The sequence below is a fragment of the Achromobacter sp. ACM02 genome, assembly GCF_014851605.1.
In the GTDB taxonomy this organism is placed as follows: Bacteria; Pseudomonadota; Gammaproteobacteria; order Burkholderiales; family Burkholderiaceae_B; genus Achromobacter; species Achromobacter aegrifaciens.
The window spans coordinates 125,805-143,005 of record NZ_JACUZY010000002.1; the positions used below are offsets into that span (position 1 = coordinate 125,805).

21 protein-coding genes are annotated in these 17,201 nt (G+C 66.8%); 12 read left to right on the forward strand and 9 right to left on the reverse strand.

Translation table 11 applies throughout. The annotated features are described in order from the left end of the window. Position 1 precedes the first annotated feature (1 nt). The 5 genes from IB258_RS05385 (at position 2) to IB258_RS05405 (ending at position 4,972) form a co-directional block, all read left to right on the forward strand. A complete protein-coding gene (locus IB258_RS05385; RefSeq protein ID WP_192352269.1) occupies positions 2–1,036 on the forward strand; it encodes a 4-hydroxythreonine-4-phosphate dehydrogenase PdxA in 1,035 nt (344 codons plus the stop codon). Between the two features lie 45 nt (positions 1,037–1,081). After that, positions 1,082–2,254, forward strand: a complete 1,173-nt coding sequence (locus IB258_RS05390; protein ID WP_192352270.1) for an L-rhamnonate dehydratase — start codon at positions 1,082–1,084, stop codon at positions 2,252–2,254. Positions 2,255–2,256: 2 nt separating this feature from the next. Continuing rightward, positions 2,257–3,186, forward strand: a complete 930-nt coding sequence (locus IB258_RS05395; RefSeq protein WP_054453666.1) for a dihydrodipicolinate synthase family protein — start codon at positions 2,257–2,259, stop codon at positions 3,184–3,186. Positions 3,187–3,290: 104 nt separating this feature from the next. Further along, positions 3,291–4,214 (forward strand): ABC transporter ATP-binding protein, encoded by a 924-nt coding sequence (locus IB258_RS05400; RefSeq protein WP_054452839.1) that lies wholly within the window; start codon positions 3,291–3,293, stop codon positions 4,212–4,214. Beyond that, positions 4,211–4,972, forward strand: a complete 762-nt coding sequence (locus tag IB258_RS05405) for an ABC transporter permease (RefSeq protein WP_042794334.1) — start codon at positions 4,211–4,213, stop codon at positions 4,970–4,972. The genes IB258_RS05400 and IB258_RS05405 overlap by 4 nt, the downstream gene beginning before the upstream one ends. Before the next feature lie 25 nt (positions 4,973–4,997). Here IB258_RS05405 and IB258_RS05410 read toward each other — a convergent pair whose 3' ends face one another. From IB258_RS05410 to IB258_RS05420, 3 genes are all read right to left on the reverse strand, one after another. Further along, the gene (locus IB258_RS05410; protein ID WP_054452837.1) at positions 4,998–5,696 is read right to left on the reverse strand and encodes a glutathione S-transferase family protein; all 699 of its coding nucleotides are present in this window, start codon (positions 5,694–5,696) and stop codon (positions 4,998–5,000) included. Between the two features lie 89 nt (positions 5,697–5,785). Next, positions 5,786–6,337 (reverse strand): GNAT family N-acetyltransferase, encoded by a 552-nt coding sequence (locus tag IB258_RS05415; protein WP_233564528.1) that lies wholly within the window; start codon positions 6,335–6,337, stop codon positions 5,786–5,788. Between the two features lie 82 nt (positions 6,338–6,419). Further along, positions 6,420–6,914 (reverse strand): DUF2938 domain-containing protein, encoded by a 495-nt coding sequence (locus tag IB258_RS05420; protein ID WP_192352271.1) that lies wholly within the window; start codon positions 6,912–6,914, stop codon positions 6,420–6,422. An 80-nt stretch (positions 6,915–6,994) separates the two neighbouring features. Here IB258_RS05420 and IB258_RS05425 point away from each other — a divergent pair, with 80 nt between their 5' ends. Further along, positions 6,995–7,435 (forward strand): helix-turn-helix domain-containing protein, encoded by a 441-nt coding sequence (locus tag IB258_RS05425; RefSeq protein ID WP_125470565.1) that lies wholly within the window; start codon positions 6,995–6,997, stop codon positions 7,433–7,435. Between the two features lie 40 nt (positions 7,436–7,475). Here IB258_RS05425 and IB258_RS05430 read toward each other — a convergent pair whose 3' ends face one another. Continuing rightward, positions 7,476–7,889 carry a DUF4168 domain-containing protein gene (locus tag IB258_RS05430; protein WP_054452827.1) on the reverse strand — a complete coding sequence of 138 codons (414 nt, stop codon included), beginning with the start codon at positions 7,887–7,889 and terminating at the stop codon, positions 7,476–7,478. Positions 7,890–8,098: 209 nt separating this feature from the next. Beyond that, on the reverse strand, positions 8,099–8,911 hold the full coding sequence (locus IB258_RS05435; RefSeq protein ID WP_119449974.1) for a sulfite exporter TauE/SafE family protein: 813 nt from the start codon (positions 8,909–8,911) through the stop codon (positions 8,099–8,101). A 151-nt stretch (positions 8,912–9,062) separates the two neighbouring features. Here IB258_RS05435 and IB258_RS05440 point away from each other — a divergent pair, with 151 nt between their 5' ends. Together IB258_RS05440 and IB258_RS05445 are read left to right on the forward strand one after the other, a co-directional pair. Continuing rightward, the gene (locus IB258_RS05440; protein ID WP_119449973.1) at positions 9,063–9,830 is read left to right on the forward strand and encodes a helix-turn-helix domain-containing protein; all 768 of its coding nucleotides are present in this window, start codon (positions 9,063–9,065) and stop codon (positions 9,828–9,830) included. A 63-nt stretch (positions 9,831–9,893) separates the two neighbouring features. Next, positions 9,894–11,081 carry an NAD(P)/FAD-dependent oxidoreductase gene (locus tag IB258_RS05445; RefSeq protein ID WP_192352272.1) on the forward strand — a complete coding sequence of 396 codons (1,188 nt, stop codon included), beginning with the start codon at positions 9,894–9,896 and terminating at the stop codon, positions 11,079–11,081. Between the two features lie 18 nt (positions 11,082–11,099). On the opposite strand, the gene IB258_RS05450 is transcribed toward IB258_RS05445, so the two are convergent. Further along, a complete protein-coding gene (locus tag IB258_RS05450) occupies positions 11,100–11,744 on the reverse strand; it encodes a hemolysin III family protein (protein ID WP_192352273.1) in 645 nt (214 codons plus the stop codon). 209 nt (positions 11,745–11,953) lie between these two features. Here IB258_RS05450 and IB258_RS05455 point away from each other — a divergent pair, with 209 nt between their 5' ends. Together IB258_RS05455 and IB258_RS05460 are read left to right on the forward strand one after the other, a co-directional pair. After that, positions 11,954–13,036 carry a PHB depolymerase family esterase gene (locus IB258_RS05455; RefSeq protein ID WP_054452817.1) on the forward strand — a complete coding sequence of 361 codons (1,083 nt, stop codon included), beginning with the start codon at positions 11,954–11,956 and terminating at the stop codon, positions 13,034–13,036. A 113-nt stretch (positions 13,037–13,149) separates the two neighbouring features. Then, positions 13,150–13,671, forward strand: a complete 522-nt coding sequence (locus tag IB258_RS05460) for a DUF1993 family protein (protein WP_119449970.1) — start codon at positions 13,150–13,152, stop codon at positions 13,669–13,671. On the opposite strand, the gene IB258_RS05465 is transcribed toward IB258_RS05460, so the two are convergent. Together IB258_RS05465 and IB258_RS05470 are read right to left on the reverse strand one after the other, a co-directional pair. Beyond that, positions 13,668–14,171 (reverse strand): VOC family protein, encoded by a 504-nt coding sequence (locus tag IB258_RS05465; RefSeq protein ID WP_125470560.1) that lies wholly within the window; start codon positions 14,169–14,171, stop codon positions 13,668–13,670. The two genes, IB258_RS05460 and IB258_RS05465, sit on opposite strands and share 4 nt — an antisense overlap. A gap of 51 nt (positions 14,172–14,222) precedes the next feature. Then, positions 14,223–14,579, reverse strand: coding sequence for a DUF1428 domain-containing protein (locus IB258_RS05470; protein WP_054452811.1), 357 nt, complete (start codon positions 14,577–14,579; stop codon positions 14,223–14,225). Positions 14,580–14,749: 170 nt separating this feature from the next. On the opposite strand from IB258_RS05470, the gene IB258_RS05475 reads away from it, so the two are divergent. Further along, on the forward strand, positions 14,750–15,730 hold the full coding sequence (locus IB258_RS05475; RefSeq protein WP_125470559.1) for a GlxA family transcriptional regulator: 981 nt from the start codon (positions 14,750–14,752) through the stop codon (positions 15,728–15,730). 64 nt (positions 15,731–15,794) lie between these two features. Here the strand turns inward: IB258_RS05475 and IB258_RS05480 are convergent, their stop codons facing one another. After that, positions 15,795–16,349, reverse strand: coding sequence for a hypothetical protein (locus tag IB258_RS05480; protein ID WP_054452807.1), 555 nt, complete (start codon positions 16,347–16,349; stop codon positions 15,795–15,797). 360 nt (positions 16,350–16,709) lie between these two features. Between IB258_RS05480 and IB258_RS05485 the strand changes: the two genes are divergently transcribed. Further along, complete coding sequence (locus IB258_RS05485) at positions 16,710–17,189, forward strand: thioesterase family protein (protein WP_119449968.1); 480 nt, start codon at positions 16,710–16,712, stop codon at positions 17,187–17,189. Positions 17,190–17,201 lie beyond the last annotated feature (12 nt).

Consider the following 17,201-nt stretch of genomic DNA (forward strand, 5'->3'; position numbering starts at 1 on the left):
CATGAGCAAGCAGCAGAAACCCGTCATCGCCCTGACCCTGGGCGACCCCGCAGGCATCGGCGCCGAACTGATCGCCCGCCTGCTGGCCAGACCCGAAGCCATGCAACAGGCGAACATCGTGCTGGTGGGCGACGAGTGGCTGTGGCGCGAAGGTCAGCGGGTGGCAGGCGTGCAGGTCGCCACCCAGCCCGTGGACAGCATCGAGGCGGTGCGCGGCCGGCCGGACACCGGCGCGCCCGCCTGGCTGGGGATGGATACCATCGACCCCGGCCAGGTGCATGTCGGCCAGGCCGAGGCCGCGGGCGGCGCGTCGGTGCTGCGGGTGCTCAACGCCTGCATGGACGCCGCGCGCGACGGCCACGTCGACGCCATCTGTTTCGCGCCCCTGAACAAGTACGCCATGAAGCTGGGCGGCCTGAGGCACGACGACGAACTGCACCACTTTGCGCAGTACCTGGGCGTGACCGGCTACTTCTGCGAGTTCAATACCCTGGGCGACCTGTGGACTTCGCGCGTGTCCTCGCATATTCCGTTGAAGGACGCGGCGGCGGCGCTAAGCATCGACGGCATCAAGGACGCTACCCGGCTGATCTACCGTTCGTTGCAGGCCAACGGCATTGCCGAGCCGCGCGTGGCGGTGGCGGCCTTCAATCCGCATGGCGGCGACGGCGGCACCTGCGGCCGCGAAGAGGTGGACATCATCGCGCCCGCCGTGCGGCAACTGAACGATGAGGGGCTGCCGGTGCAGGGCCCGTTCCCCGCCGACACCATCTTCCTGAAGGCCCAGGCCGGCGAGTTCCAGGCCATCGTCACCATGTACCACGACCAGGGCCAGATCGCGATCAAGCTGCTGGGCTTTTCGCGTGGAGTGACGGTGCAGGGCGGCCTGCCCATTCCCATCACCACGCCGGCCCACGGTACCGCCTACGACATCGCCGGCCAGGGCCGCGCCAATCTGGACGCCACCTGGCAGGCCTTTCTCATCGCCTGCCGCATGGGCCTGTCGCACCGCGCATCGCGCACGCGGGCGGGCTGATCCGCCGCTTTCATTCCATACCCTTATTCCAAGCAGGAAATCCTCATGAAGATCAAATCCGTCCGCGCCCGCGTCTACGAGTGGACCGGCAAGACCGTGCCGCCGCAGGGCAATTTCTGCTCCAACGCCATGGACCTGCTGTATTCCAAGCAGGAAACCATGAGCACCTTCCGCTTCCACGGCTGGACCGTGGTCGAGGTGGAGACGGACGACGGCATCGTGGGCCTGGGCAACGTGGCGCTGGCGCCGCGCGTGGCCAAGGCCATCATCGACCAGTACCTGGCCCCGCTCGTGATCGGGCAGGATCCCTGGGATTACGAATACCTGTGGCAGCGCATGTACCGCTCCACCCACGCCTGGGGCCGCAAGGGCGTGACCATGGCCGCGATTTCGGCGGTGGACCTGGCCATCTGGGACATCCTGGGCAAGTCGGTGAACAAGCCCGTCTTCAAGCTGCTGGGCGGCCGAACCAAGGAAAAGATCCCGGTCTACTACTCCAAGCTCTACCGCACCGACCTGAAGGCCATGCAGGAAGAGGCCCAGACCTATCTGGACCAGGGCTTCACGGCCTTCAAGATGCGCTTCGGCTACGGTCCGGCGCACCTGCAGAAGGGCGTGTCGGAGAACCTGAAGTCGGTGGAGGCGGTGCGCGAGGTGATCGGCTACGACACCGACCTGATGCTGGAGTGCTATATGGGCTGGAACCTGGAGTACGCCAAGCGCATCCTGCCCAAGCTGGAAAAGTTCGAGCCGCGCTGGCTGGAAGAGCCCGTCATCGCCGACGACATCGACGGCTATGCGGAACTGAACCAGCTGACCTCGATCCCGATCTCCGGCGGCGAACACGAATTCTCGCTCTATGGCTTCAAACAGTTGCTGGACCGCAAGGCGGTGTCGGTGGTGCAGTACGACACCAACCGCGTGGGCGGCATCACGGCGGCGCACAAGATCAACGCGCTGTGCGAGGCCTACAGCGTGCCGGTGGTGCCGCATGCCGGCCAGATGCACAACTACCACCTGACCATGAGCACGCTGGCCTCGCCCATGAGCGAGTACTTCCCCATGTTCGACGTGGAAGTCGGCAACGAGCTGTTCTATTACATCTTCGACGGCGAGCCGGTGGCCAAGGAAGGTTTCATCGACCTGGACGACGACAAGCCCGGCCTGGGCCTGACGTTGAGGACGGAATACCTCAAAGACTTCAACATCATCGAATGAACATGGCTACCTACCAGAACCCGCGTTATCGCGGCATATTCCCGGTCGTGCCCACCACCTTCACCGAATCCGGCGAGCTGGATCTGCCCAGCCAGAAGCGCGCGGTGGATTTCATGATCGACTCGGGCGTGGATGGCCTTTGCATCCTGGCCAATTTCTCCGAGCAGTTCGTGCTGTCGGACGACGAGCGCGAAATCCTGACGCGGACCATCCTGGAGCACGTCGCCGGCCGCGTGCCGGTGATCGTGACCACCACGCACTTCAGCACCCAGGTCTGCGCCGCGCGCAGCCGGCGCGCGCAGGAGCAGGGCGCCGCCATGCTGATGATCATGCCGCCTTACCACGGCGCGACGATCCGGGTGTCCGAGGAACAGGTGGCGGGATTCTTCCAGCGCGTGTCGGACGCGGTGGATATCCCCATCATGATCCAGGATGCGCCGGTCGCAGGCACGCCGTTGTCGGCGGCGGCGCTGGCGCGGATGGCGCGCGAGATCGAGCACGTCGCCTACTTCAAGATCGAAACCGCGGGCGCGGCCAGCAAGCTGCGCGACCTGATCGCGCTGGGCGGCGAGGCCGTGGAAGGGCCCTGGGACGGCGAGGAAGCCATCACCCTGCTGCCCGACCTGGATGCCGGCGCCACCGGCTCCATGACCGGCGGCGGCTTCGCCGATGGCCTGCGGCCCATCATCGAGGCCCATCGCGCAGGCAGGCGCGACGAGGCCTACCGCCTGTACGAGCGCTGGTTGCCCCTGATCAATTACGAGAACCGGCAGGGCGGCATCCTCACGGCCAAGGCCTTGATGAAGGCCGGCGGCGTGATCGCGTGCGATGCGCCGCGCCACCCTTGGCCGGCCATGCGCGCAGAGGTCCGGCAGGGCCTGCTGGAGACCGCGAGCCGTCTTGATCCGCTGGTCCTGCGCTGGGCACGCTGAGCAGGGATTGATCAGCCTGCCAAACACACTGTTCCGTCACGGCGAACAAGCCTGTCACGCGTGACGGTTAAAATCCCTGGCTATCCATCCAGTCGGGGGCGCGTGTGCAGCCGGTCATTTCAGTTCAGGATCTATCCAAACGGTACGCATCCGGATTCCAGGCGCTCAAGAGCGTTAACCTGGACATCCGGCGCGGCGAGATCTTCGCCCTGCTCGGGCCCAACGGCGCGGGCAAGACCACGCTGATCAGCATCATCTGCGGCATCGTCAATCCCACCGCCGGCCGCGTGCTGGCAGACGGCCACGACATACTCACGGAGTTCCGCGCGGCCCGCGCCAAGATCGGCCTGGTGCCCCAGGAAATTTCCACCGACGCGTTCGAAAGCGTCTGGAACACCGTCAACTTCAGCCGCGGCCTGTTCGGCAAGCCGACCGACCACGCCTACATCGAAAAGGTGCTGCGCGACCTGTCCCTGTGGGACAAGAAGGACAGCCGCATCATGGCGCTGTCGGGCGGCATGAAGCGCCGCGTCATGATCGCCAAGGCGCTGTCGCACGAACCCGCGATCCTGTTCCTGGACGAGCCCACCGCCGGCGTGGACGTCGAGTTGCGGCGCGGCATGTGGGAAATGGTGCGGCGCCTGCGCGAAAGCGGCGTCACCATCATCCTCACCACGCACTACATCGAGGAAGCCCAGGAAATGGCCGACCGCATCGGCGTGATCCGCAAGGGCGAGATCATCCTGGTCGAAGAGAAGCACGCGCTGATGGCCAAGCTGGGCAAGCGCCAGCTGGCGCTGACGCTGAAGGCGCCGCTGCCGGGCATCCCCACGGCGCTGGACGCCTTCCAGCTGGACCTGTCCGACAACGGCCACAAGCTGGTCTACACCTACGACAACCAGGGCGGCGGGGAAATCTCCCGGCTGCTGCATGAGCTCTCGCGCCTGGAGATCGAATTCACCGACCTGAATTCGTCGGAAAGCTCGCTCGAGGATATCTTTGTCAGCCTGGTGCACGGTCAATCATGAACTTCTACGCCATCCGCGCTATCTACCTGTTTGAAATGGCCCGCGCGTGGCGCACGCTGATGCAGAGCGTGCTGTCGCCCGTGATCTCCACCTCGCTGTATTTCGTGGTGTTCGGTTCCGCCATCGGTTCGCACATGGTCGAGATCGACGGCGTGAGCTACGGCGCCTTCATCGTGCCCGGCATGATCATGCTGTCGCTGCTGACGCAAAGCATCGCCAACGCGTCCTTCGGCATCTACATGCCGCGCTTCTCGGGCACCATCTACGAAATCCACTCGGCGCCCATCTCCTACGTGGAGATCGTCATGGGCTATGTGGGCGCTGCCGCCAGCAAGTCCATCATCCTGGGGCTCATCATGCTGGCCACGGCGCGCCTGTTCGTGTCGTTCGAGGTCGCGCATCCGTTCTGGATGCTGGGTTTCCTGGTGCTGACGGCCGTGACCTTCAGCCTGTTCGGCTTCATCATCGGCATCTGGGCGGATGGCTTCGAAAAGCTGCAGATCATCCCGCTGATGATCATCACGCCGCTGACCTTCCTGGGCGGCACCTTCTATTCCATCAAGATGCTGCCGCCGTTCTGGCAGACCGCCACGCTGTTCAATCCGGTGGTGTATCTGGTCAGCGGCTTTCGCTGGGCCTTCTATGGCGTGGCGGACGTCAGCGTCGGCGTCAGCGTGGGCATGACGCTGGTGTTCCTGCTGGCCTGCCTGATCGGCGTGCGCTGGATCTTCAAGACCGGCTACCGGCTGAAGACCTAGCGCAGACGGACAGGGGGACGGTGGCTCAGGCTTGGGCCGCCGGCGCGCGGCGGGCCAGGCCGTCATGGGCATCGAGCAGGCGCTCGCGCCAGGCGTGGACCGGATCGTCCTGGGCCAGCAGTTCCAGCGTGCTGGTGCAGCGCGCCCACATGAACATGCCAAACACCGCGTAGTCGGCATAGGCCGGCTGCGCGCCCGCCAGATAGGGCTGCTTGCCCAGCATCTGCCGCAAGGGCAGCAGCGCCGCGCGCAGCGCGGCGATCTGGTCTTCATAGCCCGCCGGCAGGTCTTCCAGCCGGCCGAAGCGCTTCTCCCGCGTGGCGCGGAAATAGTCCCGGTCCTTTTCATGGATCAGGCCGTGGATGCTGGGCAGCAGCAGCCGCGCCAGCGTCGGCACCAGGGTTGTGTCCGACCATGAATTCACGAAAAGGCTCAGCGCACGGCCGCTGGCGCCGCCGAACAACGAGGGCCGCTCGGGGAAGGTGTCTTCCAGGTAGCACGCGATCTGCCAGGAATCGCTGACGACATGGTCGCCGTGCACCAGCACCGGCACCAGCTTCTGGCCGGAAAAGTCTATGGCTTCCTTTTCGGTGAAGCGCCAGGGCACGGTCGCCGCGGTCAGGCCCTTGTGGGCCAGGGCCATGTGGGTCTTCCAGCAATGCGGGCTGAAGCGCAGCGAGGCGTCGGCGCCCGCCAGGTCATAGAGAGTGAGATCCGGGGTCAAGATGCTGCGCTCCTTCTGCGTGTCGGTGAGGGAATCCGGAACAGGATAACCGGTTGCGCAGGGCGGGTGGCTCAGGCTTGCCGGACCCGCTATTTGCCGGCGTCGGGCCGGGCCAGCGTGCGGCCTAGCAATTGGCCGGGCCAGCCATTCACGTCGAAGGTCGAAATCCGTTCGTAGCCGCAGGATTCGTAGAAGCGCACCAGAGCGCCGCTGCCGCCGCCGTAGCAGTCCACCCGCATGCGTTCCACGCCGGCGGCGCGCGCCTGCTCATCGGCAAATGCCAACAGGCGCCGGCCCAGGCCGCGCGCCCGGTCGTCGCGCGAGGCCACCAGCAACCTTACGTAGATTTCTGGTGCGGTCGCCGCAGGCACATAGGGCATGGATGCGCCCAGCACCAGCGCGCCATGGATGCCCCCGCCCGGTTCCTCGGCGACCCACGCCCCGGGCAGCGCGCAGGCTTCGGTCACGTTGGCGATGCGCTTGGGCAAGGCCGACCAGGGCTCGCTGCCCCATTGCCCCTCATTGCCCATGTCCACGAACCAGGCGATCACTTCGTCGAAGACCCGCAATACTGCGGGGGCATCTTCCACGCGTGCGCGGCGGATCGTCAGCTGGTTTGTCTCGTTTGCCGTCAAGGTCACAACGCCTCCTGGTTCCTTTCGCTCGGGTATCCCGAACTGGCGTCATCATAGTTGCGCCGCCAGGAGCCTGGGCGATTCGCGCTCAGTTCCACAGCAGCCTGAGCGCCGCCGCCGACAGATAGAGGCCGCAGCCGAACACCGCATGCGTCGCCAGGCTGCGCAGGCGGTTCTTCCAGGGCGTGGGCGTGCGGGATGCGGCAATTCCCGCGCCCATGGCAGGCTGCATGACGAAAAACGGCATGACGACGGTTGCCACGCCCACGGCCAGGGCGGGCAGCCATGTGGGATCACGCAGCCATGCCGCGCCCTGGACGCCGACCAGCAGCGCGGCGAAGGCTACGCCCACGGCGTAGTGGATCGTCCACCCCAGCGCCGATTCGCCCGCGATGGGCTCGGCCCGGCCGATATTGGCGTGGGCGAGCTTGCCCCGGCACAGGTGGCCGGCCCACCGGCCGACCAGCGCGTAGCCCAGCGTGGGCATGCCCAGCGCTTTCTGGAGCATGCCCCACAGGTCCATCACGACCGTCGCGCCGATCCCGATCAAAACCACTTTCGCCGCCAATTCCATCGATTCCATGTCCTGTTCCTTCCGTTGATGACCGCATCGTTTGCAGGCATGATAGAAGTTGAAGTCAACTTCAAGTCAAGGAGGATGCCATGGATATCTCGGAAGTCGCCCGGCGCACGGGCCTGCCGGCCTCCACGCTGCGCTTCTATGAAAACAGGGGCTTGATCGCGGCGGTCAGCGCCGCCGGCGAGCGCCGGCGCTTTGCGCCCGGCGTGCTGGACCAACTGGCGCTGATTGCGCTGGGGCAGGCCGGCGGCCTGTCGCTGGACGAGATCCAGGCCATGCTTGCGCCCGACGGCGCGTTGCGGGTGGACAGGCAGTTGTTGCTGGACAAGGCCGACAGCATAGATGCGACCATCAAGCGCCTGCGGGCGATGAGTCAGGGCCTGCGCCATGCGGCGGTATGTCCTGCCGCCAACCATGCGCAATGCCCGACTTTCCAGCGCTTGCTGAAGGCGGCTTCCGGCAGGGTGAAGCAAAGCAGAACGGCTCCGGCCGCCGCAAGGAAAAAAAACGCCATCCGTTCCTGAGGACGGATGGCGCCAACACTAGCTCTCGGAGAGCCTTACCCTACTTCGCGGCGGGGGCGCCCTTGCCCATGCTCATCAAACGTTGCTTGAGCTGGGGGTCCTGCTGGATGGCCTGGCCGATGCCGTTGAATTCCTCGACGCTCAGGCCGTCGGCCTGCACCAGCTTCACCATCTTGGCGTCGGCTTCCTCGACGACCTTCTGCTTGGCGGCATCTGTCTTGGCGGCGTCGACCTTGGGACGGTATTCGTCGACGACGCCGGAAATCTTCTGCGAAGCCGAAGCGAAACGCTGCAATTGCTGGTCGGTCGGCTGGATCGCGGGTGGGGGCGCCATGCGCGGTTGAGCCTGGGCCTGGCCTTGCGCCTGGCTGGCTTGCTGCGCAAAGGCGGGAGCACCGGACAGCGCCGTCGCCAGCACGGCGGCGGACAGGAATGCATAAGTGGAACGCTGCATGAAACCTCCTTGTTCCGGTTGAATGTCGGGCCATGATGACGACCGGGGCGGTGCGGGGGCAAGTTTCGCGATGTGTTTTCCTGTTTCGGCAGGCCACGGGATCGGCGCGCGCCCCGGGAGGGAGTCCCCCGGGGCGCGGCGGAAACGTTTTGCGCGGTTTCGTAGTCGCTGCTGGCCGCGATGTTTCCTTAAATTTATGCGGGACGGGTCTACACGATCAGCATGCTCAGCATTACCAGCGCCAGCAGCAGCACGTAGACGCGGGCGTGCAGGCGGTCGGGGATGCGCGGGATCAGCGGCGCGGCCAACCGGATGCCGACCAGCGAGCCCAGCGCCAGCGCGGCGAAGGCCAGCAGGTCCACATAGCCCACGATCCAGGGCGCCAGCGGTTCGGCCAGGCCGCCGGCCGCAGCCATGTAGGCCAGCGTTCCCACCACCGCCACCGGCAGCGTCAGCGGGTTGGCCATTGCCGCCGCCTTGGCCATGGGCAGGCCGCGACGGCGCAGCAACGGCACCGTCATGACGCTGCCGCCCACGCCCAGGAAGGCCGCCACCGCACCGATGATCACGCCGCCGCCGACCAGGACGCCACGGTCCAGGGGCTGGGGAGACGCGTCCTGCTGCGCCATGAAACCCTGGCGCAGCAGGCAATCCAGGATGGTCACGCCCAGGTAGGCGATGAAGGCGTAGCGCACGAAGTCGCCGCTGGCGCGCGTGGCGGCGAGCGCGCCTAGCGCCGCGCCTGCGGCGATGAAGCCGGCCAGGGGCCAGACATAGGCCCGCAGGATGTTGCCGGCGCGCTGGTGTTTGCGCGTGGCCGCCACCGAATTCACGATCATGACGCAGGTGGAAGTGGCCACCGCGATGTGCATGGCCGCCAGGCCGATGGCGTCGTGCGCGCCGTGCGCGGCCGTCAACACCGCATACAGCACAGGCACCACGACAAAGCCGCCGCCAAAGCCGAACAGTACGGTCGTCACGCCGCTCAAGCAGCCGAACAGGGCCAGAACCAGATAAAGCATTGCTGCGTCCTTCCAGGGGAAAACGCCACGATACGGCGGCCGGCCTTGGCCCGCTTTCGAGGATGAGACAATAATGTTCGAGTTTCGGCCAATCGACCCGCCGTGAAGGCGCTTGAACGGGCCCTGATTCCCAGGCTATGCGCCCCAGGCTATGCGCAATACCCACATCGACCGCTACGACCATCTGAACCGCGCCGTCGTCGCCATCGGCAACGACTATCCGCCTGGCCGGCTGCTGCCGGCCCACGCGCATCGCCGCGCGCAACTGCTGTATGGCGCCACCGGCGTCATGCACGTGGTCACGCGCGACGGCAACTGGGTGGTGCCGCCGCAGCGCGCGGTGTGGATCCCGGCGGGCGTGACGCACCAGGTCCGCATGCTGGACGTCAGCACGCGCAGCGCCTACATCGAGCCGGGAGCGGCGCGCGCGGACCGCGAGGCCTGCGAAGTGATCGAGGTGTCGCCGCTGCTGCGGCAGCTGCTGCTGGACGCGGTCGACATGCCACCCGCCTACGATCTGGCGGGGCGTGACGGCGCGCTTGCAGCGCTGCTGCTGCACGAGGTCGAGCGCGCGCCGGTGCTGCCGCTGCATATCCCGCTGCCGCGCGACAGGCGCCTGGCGCCCTTGTGCAAGGCCTTCATCGCCGCGCCTGACGCGCGCGCGGCGCCGCAGGCCTGGGCCGAGCGCCTGCACATGAGTCCGCGCACCTTCAGCCGCCATTTCCGACAGCAGACGGGCATGGCGTTTTCGGAATGGCGGCAGCGCGCCTGCGTGGTGCTGGCCCTGGCCCGCCTGGCCTCGGGCGAGTCGGTGACCGCCATTGCGCTGGATTTCGGCTACCAGAGCCCGGCGTCGTTTTCGACGATGTTCCGGCGGGTGCTGGGCCGTCCGCCCACGGAGTATCTGCGCGAGGGCTGAGGGCAGTTGGTACTATGCCGGCTCCCGTGGCGGCCCCTTCGGGCCGCCGGGCCACGCCATTCCATGACCATTACACATACGCCGCTATCCATCGGCATCGCCGGCGCGGGCAGCGCCGGACTGGCCGCCGCGCTGGCGCTGGCGCAAGCTGGCCATCAGGTGCGCGTCTTTGAAAAGCACCAGGGGTTCACCACCCTGGGCGCGGGGCTGCTGCTGCAGCCGCCCGGCGTGCGCGCGCTCAAATCGCTGGGCGTCGACGTCGCGGCGCTGAACGTAGGCGCGCCGATCGATCGCCTGCTGGGCCTGTCGCATCGCGGCTGGCGGGTCGTGGACATCGATTACGTGGGCGACGGCGCGCGGGCCGTGACGCGGGCGGCGCTGGGCGGGGTGCTGTTCGAGGCCGCGCGGCGCGCGGGCGCCGAGTTCTCGTTCGGCTGTCCGGTCGAGACGCTTGCGACCCGCGAGGGCAGGGCGCACGTGACGCATGGCGCGGGCGCAGCCCGGGCCGAGTCCAGTTTCGATGTGTTCGTGGTGGCCGACGGCGCCGCGTCCGCGCTGCGCGAGCAGGTCGGATTGGCGGCAAGTTCGCGCGCCTACGCCTGGGGCGCGTTGTGGGGCCAGTTCTGGACGCCCGGATGGCACGGCGCGACGCAGCTGTTGCAGCGCTTTCGCGGCACCCGCGAAATGATGGGCTTGCTGCCCACCGAGATCGACCCGCAGGGCGTGCGGCTGTCGCTGTTCTGGAGCATCCGGCACGACGCCTTGCCGGCCTGGCGCGCCGCGCCCATCGGCGCCTGGAAAGACCGCATGCTGTCCCTGTGGCCGGAGGCCGCGCCCGTGGTCGATCAGATTTCGCGGCACGACGACCTGGCGGTGGCCACCTACCGGCACACCTGGCCGCGCGGATTGGCGGCGGGCCCGTATTGCGCCGTGGGCGATGCGGGCCACGCGATGAGTCCTCAGCTGGGATTGGGAACGACGCTGGCGGTGCTGGATGCGATGGCGCTGGCGCGGGCCCTGGGGCAGCATGGCGCCGCCGCGGGACCCGCGCGCTACGCCCGCAGCCGCTTATTGCCTTCGCGCCTGTACCAGAGCCTCAGCCGGGCGCTGACTCCGTGCTTCCAGGCTTCAGGGCCGGGGTTGTGGCGCGACCTGCTGTTCGGCGGCGGGCTGCTCGTGCCGGGGATGAAGTCATTGATGAAGCGCGGCCTGCTCGCCATGCCGCAGCCGGGGGAATCGGGCCGCGGCTGAGCGGCCGCGCGGCGGCCCTCAGGCCGCGTACCAGAGCACGGCGAAGAAGTGGCACACGGTGCCGGCGAGCACGAACAGATGCCAGATGAAATGGCTGTAGCGCCAACGGTTGTCGAGCACGAAGAAGGCCACGCCGCCGGTGTAGGCCAGTCCCCCCGCCACCAGCCACCACAGGCCGCCCGTGGGCACGCGCTCGATCAGCGGATTGACTGCGATGATCACCAGCCAGCCCATCGCCAGATACAGGCCCGTGGAGATGGCCGGGCGGTTGAGCCGCTTGCTGGCTTTCAGCCCGACTCCCAGCAGGGCCATGCCCCAGACCAGGCCGAACAGGGTCCAGCCCCAGGGGCCGCGCAGGGCGCCCAGGGCGAAGGGCGTGTAGGTGCCCGCGATCAGCAGATAGATGGCGGAATGGTCCAGCACGTTGAAAAGCTGCTTGGCGCGGCTTCTGGGCAGCGCGTGATAGATGGCGGACGCCAGGTACAGCAGGCACATCGTCGCGGCGAAGACCGCGGCGCCCGCGATGAAGGCGGCATCGCCCTGGCGCACGGCGGCCAGGATCAGGATGGGGGCAGAGGCCACGGCGCCGGCGGCGCCGACGCCGTGGCTGATGGCGTTGGCGATTTCCTCGCCCAGGGTCTGGGGTCTGTCGTTGGGAAACATGAATGCGTCTAGGTTGGTTTAGCCTACACCTTAGGCGCTTTGGGGCGGCGGCTCAAGGCGGCGAGCCGGTTGGTCGCGGTCGAGGCGGTATCCGTTTGATCTACTGCAAATCGACCTGCGCGTCGGCGTCCCGAAAGCGCTGCCTGGAAGTTACTCTGTGATACATTCAGCGCGCAAGCAAACGCAGGTTTACTGGCCGAGGCCCAGCAATGGCGCGCAGTTTCACCAACTTGTTTTTCAAGGCCGCGAAGAAAATCGGCAAGCTGCAGCGCGCCGCCATGCGCATGGCCACGCCCAAGGCCGCCAAGAAGCGCAGCGCGCCCAAGCGCCGGGCCGCCAAGCCCGCTGCGGCCTCCGCTTCCCGCAGCGCCGCCGCGCCTTCGCTGGGGACGGGCCGCTGGGAAGCCTCCCGGCAATTCTCCGACGCCCAGGGCCGCCGTCTCACCTTCGCGCGCTACACGCCCGCCGCGGCGCCGCGCGCCGGCATGCCGCTGGTGGTGATGCTGCACGGCTGCAGGCAGACGGCGCTGTCGTTCGCCCGCGGTTCGCGCATGAATCAATGGGCCGACGCGGGCGGCTTCATGGTGCTGTATCCGCAGCAATCCATGACCCGTCAGGTGCAGCGTTGCTGGCGCTGGTTCCAGCCCGACGACGCGCACGGCGGGGCGGAAGCCGACCTGATTGCCGCCCTGATCCGCGCGGAGTGCGCCAGGCATGCGCTGGACCCCGAACGCGTCTACATCGCGGGGCTTTCGGCCGGGGCCGGCATGGCCGCGCTGGTGGCATTGCGGCATCCGCGCCTGATTGCCGCCGTGGCCATGCATTCCGGGCCGGTCGCGGGGGACGCCCACAGCGCCACCGGGGGCATAGGCACCATGCGGCGTGGCGCGCTCAAGCCGTTATTGCCCTTGCTGGAAAAGGTCGCGGACCCGGCGGTGTTCCGCCTGGGCATGCCCGCCATGATTCTGCAGGGGCAGCTGGATCCTACGGTGGCGCCGCGCAACGCGCGGCAGTTGTTCGAACAGTTTCGCGCCGTGAACGATCTGCCGCCCGAAAGCGTACCGGTCGAGCGCGTGCTGGGGTTGGGCACGGATAAGTCCTACCGCCGCGTCGACATGCTGCGCGGCAGCCGCACGCTGCTGCGGCTATGCGAAATCACGCTCGTGGAGCACGCCTGGAGCGGCGGCGACGCCTCGGTACGCTATCACGCGCGCAGCGGGCCGGATGCCTCGGCGCTGATCTGGCGCTTCTTCCAGACGCACCGTCGCGTGGCGCGCGGGCAGGCGGAATAGGCCTGGGGCAGCCCGCGCAGCGGGTGGCGGTTCCGTCACCGCCTCGGCAGTAAGATCAGCGTGTTCCCGGCGTATTCCGCGCCTACCGCCTCGTCCCTGTAGGGAGCTCCGACATGTCACTATCCATGTATCAGGCCAGCGTGCCTGCCTTCGTCCGCGGCCTGAAGGTGCTGGCCGCGCTACTGCAAAAGGCCGCCGACCACGCGGCCGCCGCCGGCATGGATCCGGCCGAACTGATCAATGCCCGGCTGGCGCCGGACATGTATCCGTTGAGCGGCCAGATCCAGCGCGCCAGCGACGCGTCCAAATTCGCGGTGCAGCGCCTGTCGCGGGTGGAAGCGCCCAAGTTTCCGGATGAGGAAACCACGTTCGAGCAATTGCAGCAGCGCATCGCCGCCACGCTCGCGTATCTGCAGGACGTGCCGGCGGACCGGCTGGATGGCGCCGAAGGCCGCAAGGTTTCGCTGGCGTTCGGCGACTTCAAGCAGGAGTTCCGCGGCGACGACTACCTGCTGACGTTCGCGCTGCCGAACTTCTACTTCCATGTCACGACGGCCTACGCCATCCTGCGCCACGCGGGCGTGAAGATCGGCAAGCTGGATTTCCTGGGGCCGTATCCGCAGCCGGCCGCTTAACTCTGTTTCTTGGTCGCGTCGCCGCAGCCTTCCATCGGCCCCATCTTCGCCATGTTCTCCTGGACTTCTTGCGGCGTCAGGTCGAACTTGTGCGTGGCGATGGACCAGCGGTGTCCGCAAGGGTCCACCACCTGGCCGTAGCGGTCGCCCCAGAACATGTCCGCCACGGGCATGGTCACCTGGGCGCCGGCCGCCACCGCCTGTTTCATCGCCGCGTCCACGTCGGCCACGTACAGGTGCAGGGTGACGGGCGTGCCTTTAAGCGCCTTCGGGCCCAGGCTGCCCCATTCGGGGAAGTCGTCCATCAGCATCATGACGGAATCGCCGATGCGTATGGCGGCATGCATGATCTTGCCGTTGGGGCCGGGCAGCCGGGCCAGCTCCTCGGCGTTGAAGGCTTTCTTGTAGAAGTCGATGGCCTGCGCCGCGCCTTCGCACACGATGTGCGGGGTGAGCGTATGCATGCCCTCGGGTATGGGTTTGCTTGCAGGGTTAGCCATGAGGTATCTCCAGATTGTTGCGTTTGAACGGGCGGGAAAGATCCTGCCGCCTCAGTTGCCTACCAGTGTGGCGAAGCCGCCCCAGCACATGCGCTTGAAATCGAACACGCCTTCGCAGCAGTTCTCGGCCAGGCGCGGGTCCGACATGACCTTGGCGTTGATCCGGTCGCGCTCCGCCTTGTTGGCGTAGGTGATCCAGGCGAACACCACCGTCTCGTCCTCGCGCGCGCCGGCAGCGGCGCTGAATGCGGCGAAACCTTCCTTGTCGATCTCTTCGGCCACGCATTCCCGGTAGTCGAGGGCGCCGTGCTCCAGCCACACTGTCTGCGCCTGCTGCGCCATCTTCCGGTAGGTTTCGAGGTTGGCCTTGGGCACGGGCAGCAGGAAGCCGTCTACATACTTTTCCATCAGTAACTCCTTGATCCACGTTGTTCTGTTCCGCGCCAGGACGCCCCGCAAGCCGCCCCTGGCGCTGCCCGGATCTCATTCCGGTAAGTGTCACTGTATCGGGATCGGCGGCGATCTCAGATAGGCGATTGCGACAATCTTGAGGGTGGATTGCGACAGCTGGCAGGCGTATGCTTTGCAGGATGAAAAACGTCGCCTTCCTACTGCCCCTGGGGGCGAACATCGCCTCGCTGGAAACCGCCAGGCATGGCTTCCTGGTCGCCAACGAATACCTGGCTGCGCACGGGCGCGAACCCCGGTTCACGGTGCGCACCCTGGCCGTGAACCGCGAAGTCCGCCTGGACCAAGGCCGCATCACGGTGCAGGCCGACATGGTCCTGGCCGATGCCCACGACATCGACATCTGCATCGCGCCGCCGCTGCTGGGCTCGGTGTCCGACGCGGTGTTGTCCAACCGCGAACTGATCGAATGGCTGTCACGCCATCACCGCGATGGCGGCGAAGTCGCCAGCCTGTGCATGGGCGCCGCGTTGCTGGCGGCGGGCGGCGTCCTGGACGGCCAGCAGGCGGTGGTCCACTGGGTGGCGCAGAACCTCTACGCCAGCATGTTTCCCAACGTGCAATGGGTCAGCGACCGCGTCGTCATGGCGGACAACGGTATCTACACCAGCGGCGGCGCGTTCTCAGCCGCGCACCTGGTGCTGCATCTGATCGAAAAATACACCGACCGCGACACTGCCATCTGGTGCGCCAAGTACTTCCAGCTGGACTGGAGCCGCCAGAGCCAGTTGCCATTCGCGGTGTTCGTGGGGCAGAAGGCCCACGCCGACGAGGTCGTGCGCGCGGTGCAGGATTACATCGAAGGCCGCTACACGGAAAAAATCACCGTCGAGGAACTGGCGGACCGCCACGCCATGGGACGCCGCACGCTGGAGCGCCGCTTTCGCCAGGCAACCGGCAACAGCATCGTCGAGTACGTGCAGCGGGTGCGGGTGGAGGCGGCCAAGAAGCGCCTGGAGACCTCGCGCAAGAGCGTGGCCGAAGTCATGTACGAAGTCGGCTACAACGACACCAAGGCCTTCCGGGATATTTTCAACAAGTACTGCGGCATGTCGCCGGTGGGCTATCGCGAGCGCTACCACTTCCAGTAGCGGCTTTAGCGCAATGCGGTGCGACCGGGTATCGCGCGCCGCGACATCCGCGGGTTCGGGCGCGCTACCTTAGCGTGGTCGCCGACACCCTGTCCGGATACCAAGCGGTGAATTTCATTGCGCCGGCCAGCGCCGCCACCGTCACTGCGATGGCGACCGCCTGCGGCAATTGGGGCTTGTACAGCAGCAGCGCGTCGGCCGCCACCATGCTCGCAAACGCCAGCGCCCAGGCCGTGGCCACGGCATAGTTCATGCGGGCATAGCGGCGGTTCTTCCAGACGTATTCCGGTTCTTTTTCCCGCGCATATTCCAGTGTGAACGGCCGGCGCAGCGCCAGGGTCAGCAACACCAGGACCAGTATTCCTGCGTCGACCCGCAGGCGCGCCTGGGCGATCGTCCAGGAATCCCCGTCCGCCATCGGGGCATACAGGGTCAGTCCTGTGAACAGTAGCAGCGTGCCGGTTTCCAGGATCTTGATGCGCCGTTCGGGGCTGAGCCAGTCGCGAAGCACCAGCCCGGCGGATACGAAGGTGCCGGCAGCAAGCCCTTCCAGCACACCGACGGTTCTTTCAATGATGACAAACACGATGAACGGCGCGAACGCCAACAGGATATTCATCTTGGTTCCCCGACCTCGAGCGCGCGCCCCCGCGCGTTGTCAGCGTCGCCTTGAGAATCAAGACGCGAACTTGTCTATTTACGCCTGTCCGCCAGGGTGCGGGATATGACGCCGTTCGCCTATCGGCAAGGTGACCGTGCACGTATGGACTATTGTTCCGGCGGCGCAGCGATGCATCGGCCGTCTGGCCGGCGCCGGCTGGCGCAAAGAAGTAGTTCGATGGGCGATGGCCGGCTGGCGCGCGGCGCACAGGACGGACCACCTTCGGCGGACCTTCCGCCGCGACGACGCAGACGTTGATCCGCCAGCGGACGTCGGCTAAGGTCATGGGCTGATTACAACCCCGCCGCCGAGGAAACCATGACATCAGCCCTTCCGTCCACGACCCTGAGCGTGGATCCCGCCTGGATCGACGAGTACGGCCACATGAATGCCGCCCATTACGTGGGCATCTTCGACCGCGTCGGCTTCCAGTTGCTGCGCGAGGTCGGGGTGGGGCTGGACTACACCGAGGCCACGCGCTGCGGCATCTACACGATGAACGTGCACGTGGCTTATCTGCGTGAAGTGCTGGCGGGCGATCCGCTCGCGTTGCGCATCCGGCTGCTGGAAGCGGACGACAAGCGCCTGCTGTGTCTGATGGAGCTGATGCAGACCCGCGATGGTTACGTCGCTGCCACCATGGAGCAGCTGTCACTGCATGTGGATCTGGAAACGCGGCGCGCCAAGCCGTTTCCGCCGGAGTTGGCGCAGCGGCTGGCGCGCACCGTCACGGAGCACGCCGCCCAGCCGCTGCCGGCGGGCTACCGGCGGCTCTTGCCGCTGAAGCCGCCGCGTTGAGTCATCCCGCCT